Consider the following 20566-nt stretch of genomic DNA (forward strand, 5'->3'; position numbering starts at 1 on the left):
TAAGTGAGGCACCCAAATTTCGGGTTCGTCCACGAAAAGGAGCATTCACATGTACAACCCGCAACCCTCGATCCAGGCTGGGCGCGTCCCAGGCAAAGCGCCCAGGGAACAGGACGTTTTTGCTGACGAACGCATCGGCAACGAACAGATCCGCGAGCTTTTGCGCAGTTTCGGCCTGCGTACCAGCCTGATCCGCCTCAAGGTCATCGATGCCTTGCACGCCGCCGACCGCAATGGCCGCAGCATTGGCGTGCGCGGCGTGCACGCGCAGCTGGAACAGCTGGATATCCCGCTGTCGTTCCTCAGCGTGCGCGAAGTTCTCAAGCGGCTGTGCAGCGAGGGCGTCATCCAGCTGGGCAGCGACAAATGCTACAGCCTCGCCCCCCAGGCGCGCGCCGTGCTGGAACGAACGCCTTTGCGCTGAGCGCATGGCCGGCCATACCTGGCCGGCCCGCCAAAGTCAGGGTTTGACCTTGCGCCGCAGGATGCCGTTGATCACCACGACCACCACGGCGATGGCGATGGCCAGCATCTGGAAGGTCTGCTCACTGATCGTACCCTGCTTCTGCAGGTGGGACAGGCCCAGCATCAGGCCCAGTACCACCAGGATGATCAGAAGGGAGTATTTGAGGCGCTGCACGTGTGTCATCGAAGGTTCCTTGCAACATCAGGGGCAAATGGCTCGCAACGAGCCGCGGCAATGATACAACGGCCACCGGCCCCGGCGCTGCATTTCCTGCTGGGTGGGGCGGCGCCTGCCTGAAAGCATGGTGCTCCCAAGCACCCATGCCGGAGGCACCATGTACAAACCCCTTCTGTTCGCGTCGCTATTGCTGACCCCCTTTTCCCTTCATGCGCTGGACACCCGCCAGGCCTCGACCGAGCAACTGCTCGAACTGGGCCGCGAACTGGCTGCCCACGCCGGCGCCAGCCAATGGCAGCAACTGTGGCAGCGCGTGCGCCAGGCCGGTTACTTGCAGGCAAAAGGTGCGTCGGTGCATTTCACTGCCCCCCAGGCGCAACTGCCAGAGCTGGCCCGGCAAACCCTGGCCCAGGCCGACCGGGTACAAGCGCAACAGCAGACCCAGGCACTGTATCGCCGCAGCTTTGCCGACCAGGTCATCGGCCAGCGTGACGGGCAGCCGCTGCATGCCCTGTGCCTGCTGGTCGATTGGCGCACGCTGCCGCAAGGCATGCGCGACTCCCCTCAGGCCTACCTGCGCAGCGCCAGCCTGTTGAGCAGCTATCCGTGTGATTGATGGTTATCACACCCAGCGCGCAACACAAGGAGTGAGCTGATGGGAAATCACCCGCTACAGCCAGGTGTTGAAGCCATGTCCTACAACGCCGGATATCGCTGCCTGCAAAACCTGTTCACGGAAGCTACAACCCCCAACCCATATGCCGCCTAGCGACATGCCTCGGCTGTCACAGAAAATCCAGTCACACCTTCGACATAACGCCGCTGGTGATCGGGTAGCACAGCCCATCCGTCCCGAAGGAGCGCCATATGCAAATGCCAGACTTGAGCCACATCGATATCAGTCAACTGCCCCACTCGCTGCAGGCCCTGATCGACTGCATCGGCATCGACAACGCCTACCAGCTGACCTGCGCCTACGGCGGCAGGCCCAAGTACATCCCCAAGCACCGCGAGCGCACCAAGCTTGCCGACGTGCTGCCGGCCGAAGCGCTCGACGCGCTGATCAAGCGCTTTGCCGGTGTCGCCCTGGAAATCCCCAAGGCTGACCATTTCATGCGCCAGTTGCGCAACCTGCAGATCCAGAAGGAAAGCGCCAGCGGCCTGTCGCGCAGCCTGCTCGCTGACAAGTACGGCCTGAGCCTGCGCCAGATCGGCAACATCCGCCGGCAGGAACCTTGCGCGCGCTGAAGCCCCGGCATCGTCACCACCACTGACGGCCACGTTTTGAACCCAACCAGAAGAGAACCCAGCAATGTCGATAGATAACAGCCTCATCGGTTCCGTAATCAATGCCTTGCCGATGGACCGCATGATCGCAGGCCCCCTGCAGGCCATGGTCCAGGCCCAGGTCACCGCCAGCAAATCCTACGCCGACTTCCTGATGCAGGTGTGCGTCCAGGACGGCAAGGCCGTGGCTATCCAGTTCGACTACGACGAAACCATCGTCGACGAACAAGGCGAGTACAAGGGCGTGGTCAGCAAGACCATGAAAGTGCCGCTGGTGGCAGCCATCACCCACCCGAACATCTCCATCGAAGAAGGTAACGTCGAGTTCGAGCTGGTCATCAACCAGATGTCGGAAGACGTTTCCAGCAAGGACATGAGCGCCGAGGCAAGCGGCTCGCTGGGCTGGGGGCCGTTCAGGCTCAACGTGAAAGGCAGCGTCAGCCACAAGTCCACGCAAACCCGCAAGACTGACACCCGCGCCCGCTACGCCTTCAACACCACCTTGAAGCGCCAGGACCCGCCTGAAGCGATGATGCGGGTGATCGACTTCCTGACCGACGCCGCGACAAAGCCGACCGTGGTCAAAACCGCCACACTGGAAAGCCAGGACTTGATTTCCCAGGCCGATACCTTGAAGAACCCTGCCGCCGACGGCGCTTCGGCCCTCGCCGCCGCCACCTCTTGAGACGCACCTCCCTGCCCCGAACAGCCCCCCTGACCAGCTACAGGGGGGCACCACCTGGCCTGAGGAGTCGAAGCATTGGATAAATCCCCCGCCCCCATGACTTCCATCGACCTGCGCGAAATCACCCGTGGCCTGCAGGAAGCCGCCAGTGCTACCAACAGCCTGATCGCGCAGCAGTACATCAACCTGTTCGACCAGTTCTTCGAATGCGACACCGAAGCGTTGGGCGCGCCCATGAAAGCCAAAATGGTCGAAGTGGCCATGGACGGCCAGCACATCATGCGCGTACCGCTGTTCGCGCTGGTGTCGCCAAAAGGCCTGGCCCTCGAGCGCATGCAGGTCGACCTTTCGGTAAGGGTCAAAGGCACCGAAGCACAGCAGGCACTGCTGACTGCAGGCGAAACAAAGGCGGCCAGCTTCAAGGTCACCATCGGCGGCCAAAGCCGTCAGGGCGACAGCCGTGACCCTGATGAAGTGCAGATCCGCATGCAGTTCCAGGCCAGCGAACCGCCGGAAGCCCTCAACCGGTTGATCGAGGAATACACCAGCCTGATCATCCCGGTACGCGCCCCCAGCCCGCCGCCATCGCCCGATACCAATGAGTTCATCGAAGCGGCCACTGTCCGTTGACGGCCGCCCCGCGCCAGCTCAGAAGTCGCGCTTGTAGAAGATGTCCAGTGAACTGGCCAGCCCGCTGGCAGCTTCGAGGTACACCTTCTTGCTCAGCTTGTAGCGCAATGCAATGGTGTTGGCGGGCTCGAACACCCCCACCCCGTAGCGCAGGCTCAGTTTCTCGGTAAGGTTGCCGCTGGCGACCACGCTGGTGGTATTGCCCGAACCTTCGGTGTCCAGCTGGAAGTCGTCGATGCCCAGGCTCGAGGCCAGGCTGCCGGTGATGCCGGCGCTACCTGCCAGGCCCAGGCCCAAGGCCGCCTCGGCGAGCATGTTGTTGTCTTCGCCGGACGTGCCCAGCGGCCGCCCCAGTACCAGGTACGACAGCGCCTGCTCCTGGCTCATGGCCGGTTCCGAGAACACTTTGCTTGTGGGCTGCTCGGCACTGCCGCTCAGGCGGATACCGGCAATCACATCGTCGACCTTGCGGATCGCTTCAATGTCCAGGTACGGCTGGTCGATCGGGCCTGCGAACAACAACCGCGCACGGCGGATGGTCAGGCGCTGGCCGTAGGCGCGGTAGCGTCCATCGGCCAGGTTCAGCTCGCCACGGGTGTCGAGGTTGTCGCCGATGTGCACATGGCCGAGCAGGTTGGCCGTGAGACCAAAGCCGCTGAACGAAAGCTTGTCGCGGCCCACTTCGACATCGATGTCCATGGCCATCGCCATGGGCGGTTTGCCCTCTTCGGTCTGGTGGCCGACGATCACCGTGTCATCCGAGACCTTGACGGTGGACGGTGGCAGCTCGCGCACAGTGATCGCACCCTTGGGCACCTGTACCTTGCCGGTCACCGCCAGCTTGTCGTCGATCAGGCGCAAGGTCAGGTCCGGGGCGACCTCCAGCGTCGCATAGGGCTCGACCGTGACGGGCAGTTGCTGGCCCTGCAGACGCAGGTCCATGCCCAGTGCCTGGCCCCAGGTCAGGTTGCCATTGAGCTGGCCACGCCCCGCCTCGCCACTGCGCCAGCCGCCGTTGAGCTGTACCTGCTCCCCGGCAATCAACGCCTGCAATGACAGGTCCTCGAGACTGACCGGCAGCTCGGCACCACTGACTTCGCCGCCACTGAGCATCAGGTTGCCGTTGACCTGCGGCGCCAACAAGGTGCCCGACAGCCGGCCACTGCCATTGAGCTGCCCGGCCAGGCGCTCGACCATAGGCACGAACGGGCGCGCCACCGACAGGTCGAGGCCGGCCAGGCGAAAATCACCCGACAGCGGTTTGTTGTTGCCCAGTGGATCCAGGCGAGTGTTGACGTTCAGCTCGCCCAGGCGCTCGCCGCGGAACGCCAGGCGGGTATCGATGCGCCTTGGCGCCAGCGTGCTGTCCAGGCGCAGGGCCTGGTACGGGAAGTCGACCCAGCGGTCCTTGTCGCGCACGCGCAGGGTACCGCCACTGGCGTCGACGACGATGTTGCCCTTGGGGCCGCTGGCCGGCATGTCCAGATTGATGTCGGCATTGAGCAGACCCTGCCAGGCGAAGTCCTTCGGCAGCCACTGGGCCAGGCTGTCCAGCGGGAACTGCTTGAGGTGGTAGCGCAAGCGTGGCTCGGGGGCCAGACGCTGGTCGTCGCCGCACAAGCTGGCCTGGCCGGAGCGCCAGCAGTGCGCCGCAAAGTCCAGCTGGCCGCTGGCCAGCCGCTGCAGGCGCGCCGGTGCCTGCAACTGCCAGTCCTGGCCGCCGGCCTGGATCCGCCCACTGGCCAGGCGCCCGCGCCAGTCACCCTTGTTCAACTGGCCATCCAGGCCGAGGTCGAGTTTGAGCTGCGGGCCGTCCAGCGCCAAGGTCAAAGCTTGCTGGCGAATGTCGCCCTTGCCGTTGGCCTGCAAGGTGCCCAACGCCGTGTCACCCAGGTGAATGCCGCTGGCCTTCAGTTCGATCACGCCACGCTGGGCGTTGTCCAGGCGGGCGTCCAGGTCCAGCTGCTGCACGCGGTTTTCCGCCTGGGCCAGCCGCTGGCCCTGCAGGGCCAGCGTACCTTGCGGGGCCTGCAAGGTACCGGCGACGTCAAGCCGGCCCTTGACCTGGCCCTGCAACCTTGGCCACAACTGACCCAGGCGCGGCAGGTCGAGGTCGAGCCGCCCGGCCAGGCGTTGCTGCAGGCTGCCACTGCCATTGATGCGGTTATCCCCCAGCTGGACTGCCAGGGTACCCAAGGTCCAGCTCTGCCCTGCCCCCTGGGCCTCGACCTTGAGCACTGCCGGTTGGCCGCGCAGGCGGCCTTTCAGGTCAAGCTGGGCATCGAGGCTCAAGGCGTCGCCTTTCATCTCCCCTTTGCTGCGCAGCGGACCCGCCAGGTTACCCGGCAGCTCGGCCAGCCAATAAGCTGGGTCGAGCGCCGACAACTGCAGGTCGACATCCCATGCCAAGGTGTCGGCAAAGCGCACGGCGACACTGCCGGCAGCCTTGCCTTGCCCAGCGGTCAGCGCCAACTGCGGCAGCTTCACCTGGCTCAGGTCGCCTTCGAAGGGGCTGGCCAGGCTGAACGCGCCAGCCGGGCCATCCAGGTCGCCATTGAAAGTGCCCTGGTAGTTGCCATCGCGATAATGTACCTGGGCCATGAGCCGCTTGAGGGTGACCTCAGGGGGCGTCTCCAGCGGGTACAGGCGCAGCCACGGAAAGTCCTGCCAGTCCAACTGGGCGTCGGCGACCAGGCCTTGCTGCCAGTCAGCCGTGGCTTGCATCTTGACCCGCTGGGTATCGCTGGCGCTCAGGTCCAGGGCATCAAGCCTGGCGCCTTTGCTGTCGACCAGCCCTGACAACAGCAAGGCGATCGGCGACTGCTCGGCCGGCAGGCTGGCCGACCCCGACAGTTGATAGCCCTTGAGCAGGTCGCCCCGGGCGTCGAGCTTGAGCTGGTTGAACTGCACGGTGTCGGGCAACGAGGCGGCCGGCTTGAATGCCTCGGAGCGGATCTGCAAGGTCGCCGGCAGGTGCTCGGCCAACGCCTGCAATTGCCCGTTCAGCGTGGCGTCGAGGTAACCGCTGCTGGTGCCGGCTAGTTTCAGGGTTTTCTGCAACTCGCCGGTGGCGGTCAATGCCAGCTGCCAGGGTTTGCCACCTACCGTTGGCAGTTGCAGCTGCGCCTGGAGTTCTACCGGCCAGTCAGCTTCGGGCTGCAGGTCGCCCTGCAGGCTCAATTGCAGGTCGTCACGCTTCAGCTGCAGGCTGTCGATGCGCAGCCCGGCATTGGTCCAGTGCGCCGCCAGTTGCAAGTCGCCAAGCAGATCATTGCCATCCAGGCGCAACTGGCCAACCTTGACCTCACCCAGTTCGATGGCCAGCGGCAAGCGCAAGGCCGGCAACTGCAGCGGGCCACTGTCGGCCGATTCGGCGCTGGGCGCAAAGGCCATGTCGATACGCTGCGCCTGCAACTGGTCAATGCACAAGGTAGAGCGCAGCAGGCATGCCGGCGACCAGGCCAGCAGCGGTGCCTGCAAATCTACCGAGCTGCCGGCATCGGCCCAGATAAGCCGGCTGGCTTGCCAGCTACCGGCCAGGCGGCCCTGGAAGTCAGCCACCTCAAGCCCGGGCACCTTGCCCAGCACCCAGCGGCTGCCGGCTTCGGTCCCCAGCAACAGGCCGAGTACCAGGCCCAGGCTTGCGGTTACCCCCAGCAGGCCCGCCAGAGTGTACTTGATCACGCGTTTCACAGCTCAGGCCCCATGGAAAAGTGCAGGCGAATTCCCCCTTCATCATCCAGCGCCTTGGCCAGGTCCAGGCGCAGCGGCCCGACCGGCGACACCCAGCGCACGCCAAAACCGACACCGGTCTTGAGGCTTGGCAGTTCCAGGTCGTTGAACGAGTTGCCCTGGTCGACGAAGGTTGCCAGCCGCCACTTCTCGGTCAGTGAATACTGGTACTCGACGCTGCCGGCGACCAGGTAGCGCCCGCCAATGCGGTCGCCGTCGCTGTTCTTCGGCGACAAGGTCTGGTAGTCATAGCCACGCACGCTCTGGTCGCCACCGGCGAAGAAGCGCAGCGACGGCGGGATGTTGTTCTTGAAGCCATTGGTCGCGCTGCCACCGAACTGCACCCGGCCGAGCAAGCGATGGTCATGGCCAAGCGTGGTCAGGCCCTTGAGCAGCACGTTGCCATGCAGCAGGTTGGTGTCCGAGACCAGCCCTTCCTTGGCTACCTGTACATCGAACTGCAGGCGGTAGCCGTTGTGCGGGTCGATGCGGTTGTCACTGCGCAGGAAGGAGTAACTCACCCCCGGCATCAACAGGTTGCTCAGCCCGGAGTCATCACCCAGACGGTACTCCTCGCGCTGGTACTTGAGGGAAATCACCCGCTGCCAGCCGCTTGGCAGCTTGCTGTGCCACTCGGGGCCCACCGTCAGCAGTTTGCTGAGGGTGTCGGTGCCGGCAATCTCTTCGTTCTGGTAGCCGCCGGCAAAGCGCAACTTGTCGGTCAGCGGCGGGTCGAGGGGGATGTCGTACCAAAGGCCGACGTTCTGCCGGGGTGCCGACAGTTCGGTTTCCCAGCCGTAGCTATGGCCTTGCGGGTTGACCCAGTGGCGGGTCCAGTTGGCCTTGCCGCGGGGCCCGACGTCGGTCGAGAAGCCCAGGCCCAGGCCCATGGTGCGCGGTTTGCGGGTTTGCAGGCGGACATCCACGGGGATTTCTTCGCCCACGGCGGCGGTGGGCGCCGCATCCACGCGCACGCCTTCGAAGTAGCCGCTCGATTGCAGGTCATTGTTCAGCTCGGCGATCAGTTCCGAGTCGTAAGGTGTACCCGGCTTGAACGAGACCATACGCTGCAGCAGGTCGTCGTCCAGCGGTGTGTCGCCACCGAAGGTGACCGCGCCCAGGTGATAGCGCGGGCCGCTCTGGTAGACCAGTTCGATATCGGCCACACCGGCCTGGGGGTCTACCGCCAGGCGCTGGCGACTGAAGCGCCCACTGAAGAAGCCGTAGCGCGACGCCTGGTTCTGGATCAGCCGCTTGGCATCTTCGTAATGGCCGTGGTTGAGTTGTTCACCCGCGCGCAGGACCTTGCTGTCGGGCACGCGGAAAGCCTTCATCTCACTGGCGGGGCCTTCGATGCGTATGGTCACGTTGCGCAGGCGAATCGGCTCGCCAGGGTCGATGGTGATGATCAGTTGCGGGGAACGGTCAGCCTCGCTGGCGGGCTTGACCTCTGTGTCGATCTGCGCCTGGTAGTAGCCAAGTGCCTGCGCGGCTTTGCGCGCCTGCTCCTGGGCGCCGCGACTGAAGCGCAGCAGCGCTTCTTCATCGCGGTCGCCAAGGGTACCGATATAGCCTTCGACATTGGCCTTGAGCGCCTTGTTGGCCGGTTTGACCTTCACCAGCAACTCACTCTGGCCCCATGCTGCGAAACTGGCGACCCAGATAACCAGGCCCCAGGTCAATCTTCCTGAATACGTCATGCGGGGCATGCTACCAGAGCCGGGCGCTCAAGGGAGCCGTCGCGCGGTCCGCTCAGGCAAAAGCAGAATTGGAAGAGACCGGGTTGGGATGGAAGAACACCCTCTCACGGATTGGTCCTACAGCCACCTCGCCAATTTCCTCATAGCCCTGGCGCTGGTAAAAGGCCAGGTAGTGCTCGTTGCCGGTGTCCAGCACCACTCCCTGCGTACCAGGGTCGTCTGCACACCAGTCATGCACAGCTTGTAACAATTGCTCGCCGTAGTGCTTGCCCTGGAACTGCGGGTGCACGCCCAGCAGCGGCAGCACATGCACCTCGTCGGTGGGCAGGCAGGTGGCCAGGGCGGCCTGGTAGTCCATGTAGCGGCGCGTACAGCGCAGGCCGGTGCCCATTATCATGCGCAGGCGCCAGGCCCAGCTGTCGGCCACGCCCAGCCGGCGCATCGGCGGCACGATCAGGGCCATGGCGATCAGGCGGTCTTCCACCAGCAGGCCGATGGCGGGCAGTTGCAGGTAGAAATGCTGGCGTACCCACTCGCGCACCATCACCCGCAGACGCCGCTCGTAGCCTGGGCGCTGGGCCTCGAAGATATAGGCGAAGGTAGGTTCGTGACGGTAGGCGTTGTACAGAAGCGAACGCGCCTCACGGCTGTAGCCGTCATCGAGCAGGCAGACACGGGCCGGAGCGGCAGTGGTTTCGGGCATTGCGGGCAGTCCTCCTGGAATGGGCTCATGGGTGCCTTGGAAAGGACGTTAGCAGCAGGCTGCCGAAGCCGCCATGCTGGTGATGGCAAGCGATGTCGGCTAGCATCGCGCCTTTTACCGGGATCATGTTTCCATGAAGATCGTCTGTTTCAACATCAACGGCCTGCGGGCCCGCCCGCACCAGCTGGCGGCGCTGATCGAAAAGCACCAGCCGGACGTGATCGGCCTGCAGGAAACCAAGGTCAGCGACGATCAGTTCCCGCTGGCCGACGTGCAGGCGCTGGGCTACCACGTGCATTACCACGGCCAGAAAGGCCACTATGGCGTGGCCCTGCTGTCCCGCCAGGCACCGCTGAGCCTGCACAAGGGTTTTGCCAGCGATGAGGAAGACGCTCAGCGCCGCTTCATCTGGGGCACCTTCGCCGATGCCGATGGCAACCCGATCACCATCATGAACGGCTATTTCCCTCAGGGTGAAAGCCGCGACCACCCCACCAAGTTCCCGGCCAAGCAGCGCTTCTACAGCGACCTGCAGGCGCTGCTGGAGGGCCAGTTCCGCAACGACCAGCCACTGCTGGTGATGGGCGACATGAATATCTCGCCGCAGGACTGCGACATCGGCATCGGCCCGGACAATGCCAAGCGCTGGCTCAAGACTGGCAAGTGCAGTTTCCTGCCGGAAGAGCGCGAGTGGATGGAACGCTTGAAGGGCTGGGGCCTGGTGGACAGTTTCCGCCACCTTTACCCGGAAGTGGCCGACCGCTTCAGCTGGTTCGACTACCGCAGCCGCGGTTTCGAGGACGAGCCCAAGCGCGGCCTGCGCATCGACCTGATCATGGCCTCCCAGCACCTGGTGCCGCGGATCAAGGATGCAGGTGTGGACTACGAACTGCGCGGGATGGAAAAGCCGTCGGACCATGCGCCGATCTGGCTGGAATTGAGCTGATCGCCGGGGGCTGCTACGCGGCCCATCGCCGGCAAGCCAGTTCTTGCACCCGTGGGCTGGCTTGCCGGCAAAGGAGCCGGCCCAGCCACTGGAGAATTTTCAGGGGCGGTGCTCGGTCTGGATATACCGCAACACAGCATCACAGATCATGGCCTTGTGACGCAGCTTGACCTGCTCATCGGACAGGTCGATCTGGAAGATCTCGCCAAAGGTGTGGCGGTTCGAAACCCGGTAGAAGCAGAACGAGCTCATCAGCATGTGCAGGTCGATGACCTCGATGCCGGTGCGGAACACACCTTCCTGCACCCCACGGCGCAAGGTATTGCCCAGAGCCTCGAGCACCAGGCTGCTCATTTCGCGAATCGCCGGCGACTGCTTGACGTACTCGCCATAGTGGATGTTTTCGGTGCAGATGATCCGCACGAAATCGACGTTGCGGTCGTGGTGATCGAAGGTGAACTCCACCAGCCGGCGGATCGCCTGCTCGGCCGGCAGCGACTCAAGGTCCAGGCTTTGTTCGGTCTTGCGGATGTCGCCGTACAGCTTGATCAGGCACTCGCAGTACAGCTGCTCCTTGCTGCCGAAGTAGTAGTAGATCATGCGCTTGGAGGTGGCGGTGCGCTCGGCGATGGCGTCGACGCGGGCACCAGCCAGCCCTTGCTGGACAAACTCGTTGATTGCGGCCTGAAGGATGTCCTCGCGGGTTTTCTCGGGGTTGTTCTTGCGCGTCTTGCGCCCCCCTTCGGTTTCAGGCTGGCCGAGGCTGACTACGGAATCACTCATACCCACTCACAGGCTGTTTATTGGAATGAGGGGGATTATCCGCGAGCGCGGCCATGCAGGGAAGCGCGCTGTTGGTCGGGTAGCCACCACCCCACGGCTGCTGCCTACCCGCAAACGCTGCCTGCCCTGGCCAAGGGCCACGCTGGTCGCAGAACAGGCACCTCGGAGTGCGAAGGCCCTGCACGCTCTCGTCATCGAATGGCCTGCCGGGAGCCTGGCAAGTGAATGTGAAATTGACCAGACGTAACAAAACAAAAGGATATAAAAATAACAAAACAATCTAACAAAAAGAGATATAAAAATTGAATGCCAAACGCCACCTCCCTAGTCTGGGCGCATCGCTTCCCTCCCCGTTCAAGGAGCAATGCCCATGCCCGCCCGTGCTTTTTCCCCCCTGCGCCGCCTGTTGATCGGCGGCTTGCTGGCCAGTGTCGCCAGTACCCTGTTGCCCTGGTCCCAAGCCCTTGCCGACGAGGCCAGGACCCTGCGCATCGGTTACCAGAAGTTCAACAGCATCAACATCCTCAAGGGCAGCGGTGCCCTGGAGAAGGCCCTGGCGCCGCAAGGCGTGAAAGTCAGCTGGCACGAGTTCGCCGCCGGCCCGCAGTTGCTCGAAGCCTTGAGCACCGGCGCCATCGACCTCGGCCATGCCGCCGACGCACCCTCGGTGTTCGCCCAGGCCGCAGGCAAGCCGGTGGTGTACCTGGCCGCCGAGCAGCCCTACCCACGTGGCATCGGCCTGGTGGTACGTGAGCAGGACCACCTGGCCAGCGTGCAAGACCTCAAGGGCAAGCGCGTGGCCACCGGCCGAGGCTGGAACGCCCAGTACCTGCTGGCCGTTGCCCTGGAACAGGCCGGCCTCAGTTACCAGGACATCACCCCGGCCTACGTCAACAACGCCGCCGATGCCGTGGCTGCCCTGCAATCGGGCAGCGTACAGGCCGTGACCCTGTGGGACCCGTTCCTCGCCGCGGCAGAAAGCCAGCCGGGCCTGAAGAACCTGCGCGACGGCAGCGGCCTGTCCAACAACCGCACCTTCTACCTGTCCACCGCCAGCTTCGCCGACAAGCATCGCGCCTTGCTGAAGACCTTTTTCGCCGAGCTGGGCAAGGTCAGCCAATGGGCCAACGCCAAGCCTGAGGAAGTCGCCGCACTGCTGGCCCCGCAACTCGGGATCAACGCCAACGTGCTGCAAGCGGCCAGCGAGCGGCGCAACTACAATGCCGTGGCCATCACCCCAGAGATCGTTGCCGAGCAACAAAAGCTGGCCGACACCTTCCAGGGCCTGGGCCTGATTCCACGCAAGCTGCAGGTGGCCGACGCGGTCTACCCGGCTTCCGTATTGCCTTGAGCGGAGCGCGCCCACCATGCCCCGCCCGATTCGCTTCAACGCCTTCAGCATGAATGCCGCCAGCCACCAGTCCCCCGGCCTGTGGCGCCACCCGCGCAACACCAGCGTGGCCTTCAACCGCCTGGGCTACTGGACCGACCTGGCCCGCCTGCTCGAACGCGGCTTGTTCGATGCCCTGTTCATCGCCGATGTGCTGGGCATCTACGACGTCTACCAGGGCGGCCCCGAAGCCGCCCTGCGCGGTGGCGTGCAGGTGCCGGTCAACGACCCGCTGCTGCTGGTGCCGGCCATGGCCGGGGTTACCGAGCACCTGGGCTTCGGCGTCACCTTCTCGCTCACCTACGAACACCCCTACCCGTTCGCCCGGCGCATGTCGACGCTCGACCACCTGAGCAGTGGCCGGGTCGGCTGGAACATCGTCACCGGCTACCTCGACAGCGCCGCGCGTAACCTGGGCCTGGCGCGCCAGTTGGGCCACGACCAGCGCTATGACCTGGCCGAGGAATACCTGCAGGTGCTGTACAAGCTCTGGGAGAAAAGCTGGGACGACGATGCGGTGCTGCTGGAGCGTGACAGCGGGCGCTATATCGAACCCGCCCGGGTGCACCCCATCAACCATGTGGGCGAGCACTTCCAGGTGCCGGGCATGCACCTGTGCCAACCTTCGCCGCAACGCACGCCTGTGCTGTTCCAGGCCGGTGCTTCGGCACGCGGCCAGCAGTTCGCGGCGCGGCACGCCGAATGCGTGTTCATCAGCGGGCCGACGCCCACGGTACTGCGCCGCTACGCCGACGGCATCCGCCAGGCCAGCGAGGTGGCCGGGCGTGGCCGGGACGAGGTGCTGATCTACGCCCAGGCGCTGTTGATCGTCGCCCCCACCCGGGAGGAGGCCGAAGCGCGCTTCGCCGAATACCGCCGTTATGTCGACCTGGACGCCGCCCTGGCACTGCTGTCAGGCTGGACCGGCATCGACTTTGCCGGCCTCGACCCCGATGCGCCCATCGAATACGTCGAGAACGATGCCGGCCGCGCAGCCCTGGCCGCCTTCACCGCCGCCGACCCGAACCGCCGCTGGACCGTGCGCGAGGCTACCGAGTTCGTCGGCCTGGGCGGCCGTGGCCCGGTGCTGGTGGGGGCTGCCAGCGAGGTGGCCGACCAGCTGGAAAGCTGGCTGGACCAGACCGGCATCGATGGCTTCAACCTGACCTACGCAGTGCAACCAGACGACCTGGCAAATGTGGTCGAGCTGCTGGTGCCGGAGTTGCAACGCCGTGGCCGCTACCCGCTGAGTTATGCCGAAGGCACCTTGCGCCACAAGCTGTTCGGCCAGGGCGACCGCTTGCCGGAAGGGCACGCTGGCCGGCAGGTTCGCATTCAGTCGGCAAATACCGGGTATTCCAACATTTAATTTGTGGATGGCACGCACTCGACCCTATTCTGTCGCCACATCCCCTGCGCCGCACCGGCCGGTGCGGTTCACGGCATGGGGAGAGAACAACAAGTCGAGATCGTCCATGTCGAACCATTCGTACTTCGCCCCCCACGGTGGGCACCCGGCTCAGACCGAGCTGCTGACTGACCGTGCCATGTTCACCGAAGCCTATGCCGTCATCCCCAAGGGCGTGATGCGTGACATCGTCACCAGCCACCTGCCGTTCTGGGACAAGATGCGCATGTGGGTCATCGCCCGCCCGCTGACCGGTTTTGCCGAAACCTTCTCCCAGTACATCGTCGAAGTGGCCCCGGAAGGCGGCAGCGAACGCCCTGAGCTGGACCCGAACGCCGAAGCCGTGGTGTTCATCGTCGAAGGCGAACTGGACATCACCGTCGAAGGCAAGCACCACACCCTGGTACCGGGCGGCTACGCCTTCCTGGCCCCGGGCGCCGAGTGGAGCCTGCGCAACAACAGCAAGTCCAACGTCACCTTCCACTGGCTGCGCAAGCACTACCAGAAGGTCGAAGGCCTGGACGTTCCCGAGTCGTTCGTCACCCACCGTGACAACGCCACCGTCATCGAGATGCCGGGCACCGAAGGCCGCTGGGTCACCACCCGCTTCGTCGACATGGCCGACATGCGCCACGACATGCACGTGAACATCGTCACCTTCCAGCCGGGCGGCGTGATCCCGTTCGCCGAGACCCACGTGATGGAACACGGCCTGTACGTGCTGGAAGGCAAGGCGGTGTACCGCCTGAACCAGGACTGGGTCGAAGTGGAAGCCGGCGACTTCATGTGGCTGCGCGCCTTCTGCCCGCAAGCCTGCTACGCCGGCGGCCCAGGCAAGTTCAGCTACCTGCTGTACAAGGACGTGAACCGTCATGTGCACCTGACGCTCAACCCTAAGCGTTGATGCATTGGGGGCGCTCTGCGCCCCTTTCGCGACACAAGGCCGCTCCCACAAAAGTACGGTGTACCCCGAACCCAGTGGCAGCGGCCTTGTGTCGCGAAAGGGCTGCAAGGCAGCCCCAGTAGCCGCATACTGAAAATCCTGCCCCCGTGCGGTACCAGCCATGAACCGCTGCCTGCTGCTCACCGCCCTGCTGTTCTGCACCCCCGCCCCAGCCGCCGATGACTGGAACCTGGCCTACGACCGCGAAGGCATCCGCGTTTACCTGAGCGCCGCCCCCGACTCGCCCTACCAGCAATTCCGTGGTGTCAGCACCATGAAAGCCAGCGTTCGCACGCTCACCGACCTGCAGGAGAACCTGCGGGTGGCCTGCAAGTGGCTGTACGCCTGCGCCGAGATGCGCTTGCTGGATGTGCAGGGCGAAAACACCTGGGTGTACCTGACCACCAACCTGCCGTGGCCGACGATGCCGCGGGACATCGTGCTGAAGGTCACCACCGAACGCCTGGACGACGGCACGCTGCTGCGCCACCTGAGCGCCGAGCCAGACAGGATCCCCAAGGTAGATGGGCTGATCCGTGTGCAGCAGCTCAACGGCGAGTGGCGGATGAAACCGCTGGGTGAGCGCAGGACCGAGGTGACTTACCAGCTGCAAGCCGACCCTGCCGGGGATGTGCCGGGGTGGCTGGCCAACCGGTTTGTGGTGGATGCGCCAGTGGTGACGTTGCGGACCCTGCGAGCGGTGGCCGAGCGCCAGCCTAGAGGGCATTGAAAACCTGCACCGGCCCCAACCCTGTCAGATCCCGCCACCCGCAAGCAATTGCGTCATCACCTCGGCCAGCGCCTTGACCATCACATCCGCCGTCGGCCGGTGGACGATGACGATTTCATAGCTGTCGACCTCAGGTAGCCCCTGCTCCGCACCGAGCACCCGATGTTCGCCGGTCGCCGCCCGTGGCGGCAGCAGGCTGATGCCCATACCATCGGCGACCGCTGCCTGGATGCCGCTGAGGCTGGAACTGGTGAAGCTGATGCGCCAACGCCGGCCCATGCCTTCGATGGCGGTAATCATGTCGTCGCGGTACAGGCCTCGGGGCGGGAAAGTCACCAGCGGGATCGGGTCCAGTTCGAAGGCGGGCGTGCGCGCGCTGTCGATCCACTGCAGGCGCTCGGGCCAGCAGGCCACGCCTTCGCGGCTGTTGCGCCGCTGCTTGAGCAACACCAGGTCGAGCTCACCGTTGTCGTAGGCCTGGCTGAGGTCGCGGCACAGGCCGCTGGTCACTTCCAGCTTCACCTGCGGGTGCAGCCGGCTGAACGCCGACAGCGCATTGGTGGTACGCCCGCCCACGAAGTCCTCGGGCACGCCAAGGCGCACGGTCATGCCAACCATCGCCCCGGCCAAGGCTTCGAGCATCTGGTCGTTGAGGGCCAGCATGTGCCGGGCATAGCCGAGCAGGGTCTGCCCGGCGTCGGTCGGCAGCACGTCGCGATTGCCACGCACCAGCAGACGGTGGCCAACCATATCCTCCAGGCGGCGCACCTTCTGGCTGATGGTCGATTGGGTGGAGTGCAGGCGCGCAGCAGCCGTGGTGAAGCTGCCGCAATCGGCCACCACGACAATGGCACGCAGCAGGTCGAGGTCGAACAGGGCCCTATTCGATTTCACGCTGATGGACATCTTGGTATTCAACTTTTGAATGGCAAGACTGACTTCTATCACGCCACCTGCTGCACCGCAACGCACACCGCTAGTCGCCGACTGCCACGCCTTCGCGCCGAGGGTCGGCACCACCCGACCAACCCTCGCCGCTGCGCTGGATGATCTGCATGCCACTGGTCATGATCATCGGCGTCACCTCATGCCCCCAGGCTGCCAACTGCCGGATCAGTGCCGGGCTGGCCAAACCCGCCTCTACTTCGGTGCCGGCATTGCGGCTGCCGAAGTTGGGCAGGCCGGCGGCCTGCTGCGGGTCGAGCTGCCAATCCAGCAGGCCGATCAGCGCCTTGTTCACGTAGCCGATGATCTGCGAGCCGCCGGGCGAGCCCAGGCTGGCCACCAGCTCTCCGGAAGCTTGCGAGAACACCAGGGTCGGCGCCATGGCCGACAGCGGCCGCTTGCCCGGTTGCACCCGGTTGGCCACGGGCTTGCCTTGTTCCCGGGGGATGAACGAGAAGTCGGTCAGGTGGTTGTTGAGCAAGAAGCCCTTGACCATCAGGTGCGAGCCGAACGCTGCTTCCACCGAAGTGGTCATGGCCAGGGCCTGGCCGCGGTCATCCACCGCGCTGAGGTGCGAGGTGGAAATGCGCAACGGCGAGCGGTCAGGCGCCAGGGCCAGGTCGGCCCCCTGTGGCTGGCCCGGGCGGGCGCGTTTCATGCTGTACTCGCCGACCTGCGCGGCGCGGCTGGCCAGGTATGTGGAGTCGGTCAGGGCCTTGAGCGGCACCGGCACGTAATCGCTGTCGGCCAGGTACTGGGCGCGGTCGGCATAGGCCAGGCGCTCGGCCTCGGCAACCAGGTGCACGGCCAGCGGCGGCGCTTCCAGCCCGGCAACCGACGAAGTGCGCAGCGGCCGCATGGCGGCAAGGTCGCGCTGTGGCGAAGCCCGCTGCAGTGCCTCCAGGATGCCCAGGGTCTGCAGCACCGTCACCCCGCCCGACGATGGCGGTGGCATGCCACAGATGCGCCAGGCCTTGTAGGGACCACACAGCGGCTCGCGCACTTTGGCTCGGTACTGCTGCATATCCTGCAGCGACAGGTAGCCGGCATTGGCATGGCTGCGCACCTTGGCGACGATGGCTTCGGCGATCTCGCCGCTGTAGAACACCTCGGGGCCCTGCTCGGCAATCTGCTCGAAGGTTTGCGCAAGCTCGGGGTTGCGCAAGGTAGTCCCCACCGCCAGTGGCTTGCCCTGTTCATCCAGGAAGTAGCGGGCCATGGCGGGTGAGCGGGCAATGAACGGGTCGCCCGCCACCAGGGTGTGAAGGCGTTCGGAAACCGCGAAACCGTTGCGCGCCAGCGCAATGGCCGGGGCGAACAGGTCGCGCCAGGGCAGCTTGCCGTGCTGCTCATGGGCCAGCTTCAGGGCACGCAGAACCCCTGGTACGCCCACCGAACGCCCGCCGATCTGCGCCGTCCTGAACGGCATCGGTGAACCATCGGCTTGCAGGAACAGGTTTTCCGTTACCGTCGCCGGGGCTGCCTCGCGGCCATCGAAGGCCTGCACGCGCTGGCCGTCCCAGTAGAGGATGAACGCCCCGCCGCCAATGCCGCTGGATTGCGGTTCGACCAGGGTCAGCACCATCTGCATGGCGACAGCCGCGTCGATGGCGCTACCACCGGCACGCAGCATCGCCCGCCCCGCCTCGCTGGCCAGCGGGTTGGCGGCGGCGGCCATGTGCCGGCTGGCATGCACCGGCTGCAGGCCAGTGCGGTAGCCGGAGGCCAGTTCCGGTGGCGCGGGCAGCACCTGGTCGGCACAGGCCCAGCCACTGGCAGCTACCAGGCACAAGGCGCCCATCAGGGGGGTGGAGAATGTCATCGTTGTGCTTCCTGCCATTACCTATTCAGCAAGGCACTGTCTGTCATGCGCAAACTTAACTTCAAGCCCTGGCGTGTTTTTTCTAGGATGCGGGCAGGTCATCGAGGAGCCTGCCCCCATGCGTTCACTACTTGCTGCGATGCTGTTCGCCCTGTGCACCAGCCTTGCCGCCCACGCCGAGAGCACTGCCATGGACAACCGCCTGCACAACGCTGCCCGTCACGATGATGTGCGCACCCTGCAACAACTTCTGGCACAAGGTGCGCAGCTGGAGAGCCGTGACGATCAAGGGCGCACTGCCCTGCTGGTGGCTACCCATGGCAACCAGGTTGCGGCCGCGAAAGCGCTGATCGAAGCCGGTGCCGATGTGAATGCCAAGGACAACATCGACGACAGCCCGTACCTGTATGCCGGGGCGCGTGGCCTGAACGACATCCTGCGGCTGACCTTGAGCCACGGTGCCGACCTCAAGAGCACCAACCGGTATGGAGGCACTGCGCTGATACCCGCCGCCGAACGCGGGCATGTCGAGACCGTGCAATTGCTGATCGATGCCGGGGTGGACGTGAACCATCTCAACCGCCTGCACTGGACTGCGCTGCTGGAGGCGGTGATCCTCGGTGACGGCGGGCCGCGGCATGTTGAGATCGTGCGCCGGCTACTGGCGGCCGGGGCGGATCGGCAGATTGCCGACAAGGACGGGGTGACCGCGCTGGAGCATGCGCGGCAGCGGGGGTATCGGGAGATGGAGGCGTTACTGGCTCGCTAGCCAATGCTGGCTTTCGAATGCCGGGGCTGCTTTGCAGCCCAATCGCGACGCAAGGCCGCTCCCACATGTAATCGCTTGCCTCACAGGCGCTGCTGTACCTGTGGGAGCGGCCTTGTGTCGCGAAAGGGCCGCAAAGCGGCCCCAGCAATTTTGCAGGAATGCGAAGACCCTGGGGGCGCTTCGCACCCCTTTCGCGACACAAGGCCGCTCCTACAGGTCAGGCCACTTCTTCGAACGGCAGCCCTACATAGTTCTCGGCAATGTTCACCAGCCCCGCCGGCGAGGTCAGGAAGTACTCGCGGTCGGCTTCCTGCATCTTCTGGTCCCAGGCGTCCTTGTGGCTGCCGAAGTCATGCAGCAGCTGGGTCATGAACCAGCTGAAGCGCTCGCCTTTCCACACTCGGCGCAGGGCCAGCGGCGAATACTGCTGCAACAGGTCGGTGCGCCCTTCGCGATACACCTTGACCAGGATCCGGTACAGGTAGTTGACATCCGATGCCGCCAAGTTCAGGCCCTTGGCGCCGGTCGGCGGGACGATATGTGCGGCGTCACCGACCAGGAACAGGTGGCCATACTGCATCGGCTCGACCACCAGGCTGCGCAGCGGCGCGATGCTCTTCTCCAGGGCCGGGCCGGTGACCAGGCGCGCAGCCACGTCTTCGGGCAAGCGTGCCTTCAGCTCCGCCCAGAAGCGCTCGTCGGGCCACGCCTCCACCTGCTCGTCCAGCGGCACCTGCAGGTAGTAGCGGCTACGGGTGTGCGAACGCTGGCTGCACAGCACGAAACCGCGTTCGTGGTGGGCGTAGATAAGTTCGTGGTTGACCGGTGGCGTGTCTGACAGCATGCCCAGCCAGCCAAACGGGTAGACCCGCTCGTACTGCTTGAGGATGCCCTCGGGGATGCTTTGCCGCGAGACACCGTGGAAGCCGTCACAACCGGCAATGTAGTCGCAGTCCACGCGGTGCACCTGGCCGTCTTTTTCGTAGGTCAGGTAGGGCCGTTCGCCCTTGAGTTCGTGCGGCTGGACATTGCCTGCCGAATAGATGATCGGCGCACCGCTGGCTTCACGTGCCTGCATCAGGTCACGGGTGACTTCGGTCTGGCCGTATACCATCACCGTCTTGCCACCGGTCAGGGCCTTGAGGTCCAGGCGTTGGCGGCGCCCGCCGACCAGCAGTTCGACACCCTCATGTACCAGGCCTTCACGGTCCATGCGCTCGGCCACACCGGCTTCACGCAGCAGGTCGACCGTGCCTTGCTCCAGCACCCCGGCACGGATGCGGCCAAGCACGTATTCGGGCTTCTGGCGTTCGACGATGACGGTATCGATACCGGCCTTGTGCAGCAGTTGGCCCAGCAGCAGGCCAGACGGACCTGCACCAATAATTGCGACCTGAGTTTTCATTGTTGTTGTCTCTGTGCGGACGATGCCGGCCCTGGACTGGCAGTG

The 20566-nt window shown here is 64.8% G+C and carries 19 protein-coding genes; 11 read left to right on the forward strand and 8 right to left on the reverse strand.

Annotation, left to right across the window (positions count from 1 at the left end):
- The first annotated feature begins 49 nt into the window (after window positions 1-49).
- Window positions 50-424, forward strand: coding sequence for a hypothetical protein (locus tag KDB76_RS17070; protein ID WP_013972911.1), 375 nt, complete (start codon window positions 50-52; stop codon window positions 422-424).
- 36 nt (window positions 425-460) lie between these two features.
- Here the strand turns inward: KDB76_RS17070 and KDB76_RS17075 are convergent, their stop codons facing one another.
- On the reverse strand, window positions 461-649 hold the full coding sequence (locus KDB76_RS17075) for a hypothetical protein (RefSeq protein ID WP_003248064.1): 189 nt from the start codon (window positions 647-649) through the stop codon (window positions 461-463).
- A 151-nt stretch (window positions 650-800) separates the two neighbouring features.
- On the opposite strand from KDB76_RS17075, the gene KDB76_RS17080 reads away from it, so the two are divergent.
- The 4 genes from KDB76_RS17080 (at window position 801) to KDB76_RS17095 (ending at window position 3245) form a co-directional block, all read left to right on the forward strand.
- Window positions 801-1259, forward strand: coding sequence for a hypothetical protein (locus tag KDB76_RS17080; RefSeq protein WP_023661041.1), 459 nt, complete (start codon window positions 801-803; stop codon window positions 1257-1259).
- 251 nt (window positions 1260-1510) lie between these two features.
- The gene (locus KDB76_RS17085) at window positions 1511-1891 is read left to right on the forward strand and encodes a Mor transcription activator family protein (RefSeq protein WP_023661042.1); all 381 of its coding nucleotides are present in this window, start codon (window positions 1511-1513) and stop codon (window positions 1889-1891) included.
- A 64-nt stretch (window positions 1892-1955) separates the two neighbouring features.
- A complete protein-coding gene (locus KDB76_RS17090; RefSeq protein WP_015270636.1) occupies window positions 1956-2615 on the forward strand; it encodes a DUF2589 domain-containing protein in 660 nt (219 codons plus the stop codon).
- Between the two features lie 75 nt (window positions 2616-2690).
- Window positions 2691-3245 carry a DUF2589 domain-containing protein gene (locus KDB76_RS17095; protein ID WP_023661043.1) on the forward strand — a complete coding sequence of 185 codons (555 nt, stop codon included), beginning with the start codon at window positions 2691-2693 and terminating at the stop codon, window positions 3243-3245.
- Between the two features lie 18 nt (window positions 3246-3263).
- Here the strand turns inward: KDB76_RS17095 and KDB76_RS17100 are convergent, their stop codons facing one another.
- Genes KDB76_RS17100 through KDB76_RS17110 form a run of 3 tightly spaced genes read right to left on the reverse strand, consistent with a single transcriptional unit; the run spans window position 3264 to window position 9380 of the window.
- Window positions 3264-6938 carry a translocation/assembly module TamB domain-containing protein gene (locus KDB76_RS17100; protein ID WP_024087249.1) on the reverse strand — a complete coding sequence of 1225 codons (3675 nt, stop codon included), beginning with the start codon at window positions 6936-6938 and terminating at the stop codon, window positions 3264-3266.
- Window positions 6935-8677: an autotransporter assembly complex family protein gene (locus KDB76_RS17105; protein WP_024087250.1), complete on the reverse strand. Its 1743-nt coding sequence runs from the start codon at window positions 8675-8677 to the stop codon at window positions 6935-6937. Before KDB76_RS17105 ends, KDB76_RS17100 begins: the two co-directional genes overlap by 4 nt.
- Window positions 8678-8729: 52 nt before the next feature.
- A complete protein-coding gene (locus tag KDB76_RS17110; RefSeq protein ID WP_013972919.1) occupies window positions 8730-9380 on the reverse strand; it encodes a GNAT family N-acetyltransferase in 651 nt (216 codons plus the stop codon).
- 133 nt (window positions 9381-9513) lie between these two features.
- Between KDB76_RS17110 and xthA the strand changes: the two genes are divergently transcribed.
- Entirely contained in the window at window positions 9514-10326 is an 813-nt protein-coding gene (xthA, locus tag KDB76_RS17115) for an exodeoxyribonuclease III (protein WP_013972920.1), read from the forward strand.
- Window positions 10327-10425: 99 nt separating this feature from the next.
- On the opposite strand, the gene KDB76_RS17120 is transcribed toward xthA, so the two are convergent.
- Window positions 10426-11109 carry a TetR/AcrR family transcriptional regulator gene (locus tag KDB76_RS17120; RefSeq protein ID WP_015270640.1) on the reverse strand — a complete coding sequence of 228 codons (684 nt, stop codon included), beginning with the start codon at window positions 11107-11109 and terminating at the stop codon, window positions 10426-10428.
- Window positions 11110-11479: 370 nt separating this feature from the next.
- Here KDB76_RS17120 and KDB76_RS17125 point away from each other — a divergent pair, with 370 nt between their 5' ends.
- From KDB76_RS17125 to KDB76_RS17140, 4 genes are all read left to right on the forward strand, one after another.
- Window positions 11480-12460: an aliphatic sulfonate ABC transporter substrate-binding protein gene (locus tag KDB76_RS17125; RefSeq protein ID WP_024087251.1), complete on the forward strand. Its 981-nt coding sequence runs from the start codon at window positions 11480-11482 to the stop codon at window positions 12458-12460.
- 16 nt (window positions 12461-12476) lie between these two features.
- Complete coding sequence (locus KDB76_RS17130) at window positions 12477-13868, forward strand: LLM class flavin-dependent oxidoreductase (protein WP_038409743.1); 1392 nt, start codon at window positions 12477-12479, stop codon at window positions 13866-13868.
- A gap of 106 nt (window positions 13869-13974) precedes the next feature.
- On the forward strand, window positions 13975-14811 hold the full coding sequence (locus KDB76_RS17135; protein ID WP_013972924.1) for a bifunctional allantoicase/(S)-ureidoglycine aminohydrolase: 837 nt from the start codon (window positions 13975-13977) through the stop codon (window positions 14809-14811).
- A 160-nt stretch (window positions 14812-14971) separates the two neighbouring features.
- A complete protein-coding gene (locus KDB76_RS17140) occupies window positions 14972-15580 on the forward strand; it encodes an START domain-containing protein (protein WP_023662665.1) in 609 nt (202 codons plus the stop codon).
- Window positions 15581-15604: 24 nt separating this feature from the next.
- On the opposite strand, the gene KDB76_RS17145 is transcribed toward KDB76_RS17140, so the two are convergent.
- Complete coding sequence (locus KDB76_RS17145) at window positions 15605-16486, reverse strand: LysR substrate-binding domain-containing protein (protein WP_015270644.1); 882 nt, start codon at window positions 16484-16486, stop codon at window positions 15605-15607.
- A 70-nt stretch (window positions 16487-16556) separates the two neighbouring features.
- A complete protein-coding gene (ggt, locus tag KDB76_RS17150; protein WP_038409744.1) occupies window positions 16557-18347 on the reverse strand; it encodes a gamma-glutamyltransferase in 1791 nt (596 codons plus the stop codon).
- 118 nt (window positions 18348-18465) lie between these two features.
- Between ggt and KDB76_RS17155 the strand changes: the two genes are divergently transcribed.
- Window positions 18466-19116 carry an ankyrin repeat domain-containing protein gene (locus KDB76_RS17155; RefSeq protein ID WP_024087255.1) on the forward strand — a complete coding sequence of 217 codons (651 nt, stop codon included), beginning with the start codon at window positions 18466-18468 and terminating at the stop codon, window positions 19114-19116.
- 217 nt (window positions 19117-19333) lie between these two features.
- On the opposite strand, the gene pobA is transcribed toward KDB76_RS17155, so the two are convergent.
- Window positions 19334-20521: a 4-hydroxybenzoate 3-monooxygenase gene (gene pobA, locus KDB76_RS17160; protein WP_038409745.1), complete on the reverse strand. Its 1188-nt coding sequence runs from the start codon at window positions 20519-20521 to the stop codon at window positions 19334-19336.
- Window positions 20522-20566 lie beyond the last annotated feature (45 nt).

This window comes from Pseudomonas sp. JS425, assembly GCF_018223845.1.
Classification (GTDB): Bacteria; Pseudomonadota; Gammaproteobacteria; order Pseudomonadales; family Pseudomonadaceae; genus Aquipseudomonas; species Aquipseudomonas asiatica.

Bases quoted from the DNA above. Each gene is read 5' to 3' on its own strand.
- KDB76_RS17135 (WP_013972924.1), top strand. From the start codon at position 13,975: ATGTCGAACCATTCGTACTTCGCCCCCCACGGTGGGCACCCGGCTCAG.
- ggt (WP_038409744.1), bottom strand. From the start codon at position 18,347: ATGACATTCTCCACCCCCCTGATGGGCGCCTTGTGCCTGGTAGCTGCC.
- KDB76_RS17125 (WP_024087251.1), top strand. From the start codon at position 11,480: ATGCCCGCCCGTGCTTTTTCCCCCCTGCGCCGCCTGTTGATCGGCGGC.
- KDB76_RS17085 (WP_023661042.1), top strand. From the start codon at position 1,511: ATGCAAATGCCAGACTTGAGCCACATCGATATCAGTCAACTGCCCCAC.
- KDB76_RS17130 (WP_038409743.1), top strand. From the start codon at position 12,477: ATGCCCCGCCCGATTCGCTTCAACGCCTTCAGCATGAATGCCGCCAGC.
- KDB76_RS17120 (WP_015270640.1), bottom strand. From the start codon at position 11,109: ATGAGTGATTCCGTAGTCAGCCTCGGCCAGCCTGAAACCGAAGGGGGG.
- KDB76_RS17075 (WP_003248064.1), bottom strand. From the start codon at position 649: ATGACACACGTGCAGCGCCTCAAATACTCCCTTCTGATCATCCTGGTG.
- KDB76_RS17155 (WP_024087255.1), top strand. From the start codon at position 18,466: ATGCGTTCACTACTTGCTGCGATGCTGTTCGCCCTGTGCACCAGCCTT.
- KDB76_RS17110 (WP_013972919.1), bottom strand. From the start codon at position 9,380: ATGCCCGAAACCACTGCCGCTCCGGCCCGTGTCTGCCTGCTCGATGAC.
- KDB76_RS17090 (WP_015270636.1), top strand. From the start codon at position 1,956: ATGTCGATAGATAACAGCCTCATCGGTTCCGTAATCAATGCCTTGCCG.
- pobA (WP_038409745.1), bottom strand. From the start codon at position 20,521: ATGAAAACTCAGGTCGCAATTATTGGTGCAGGTCCGTCTGGCCTGCTG.
- KDB76_RS17080 (WP_023661041.1), top strand. From the start codon at position 801: ATGTACAAACCCCTTCTGTTCGCGTCGCTATTGCTGACCCCCTTTTCC.
- KDB76_RS17070 (WP_013972911.1), top strand. From the start codon at position 50: ATGTACAACCCGCAACCCTCGATCCAGGCTGGGCGCGTCCCAGGCAAA.
- xthA (WP_013972920.1), top strand. From the start codon at position 9,514: ATGAAGATCGTCTGTTTCAACATCAACGGCCTGCGGGCCCGCCCGCAC.
- KDB76_RS17145 (WP_015270644.1), bottom strand. From the start codon at position 16,486: ATGTCCATCAGCGTGAAATCGAATAGGGCCCTGTTCGACCTCGACCTG.
- KDB76_RS17140 (WP_023662665.1), top strand. From the start codon at position 14,972: ATGAACCGCTGCCTGCTGCTCACCGCCCTGCTGTTCTGCACCCCCGCC.
- KDB76_RS17105 (WP_024087250.1), bottom strand. From the start codon at position 8,677: ATGACGTATTCAGGAAGATTGACCTGGGGCCTGGTTATCTGGGTCGCC.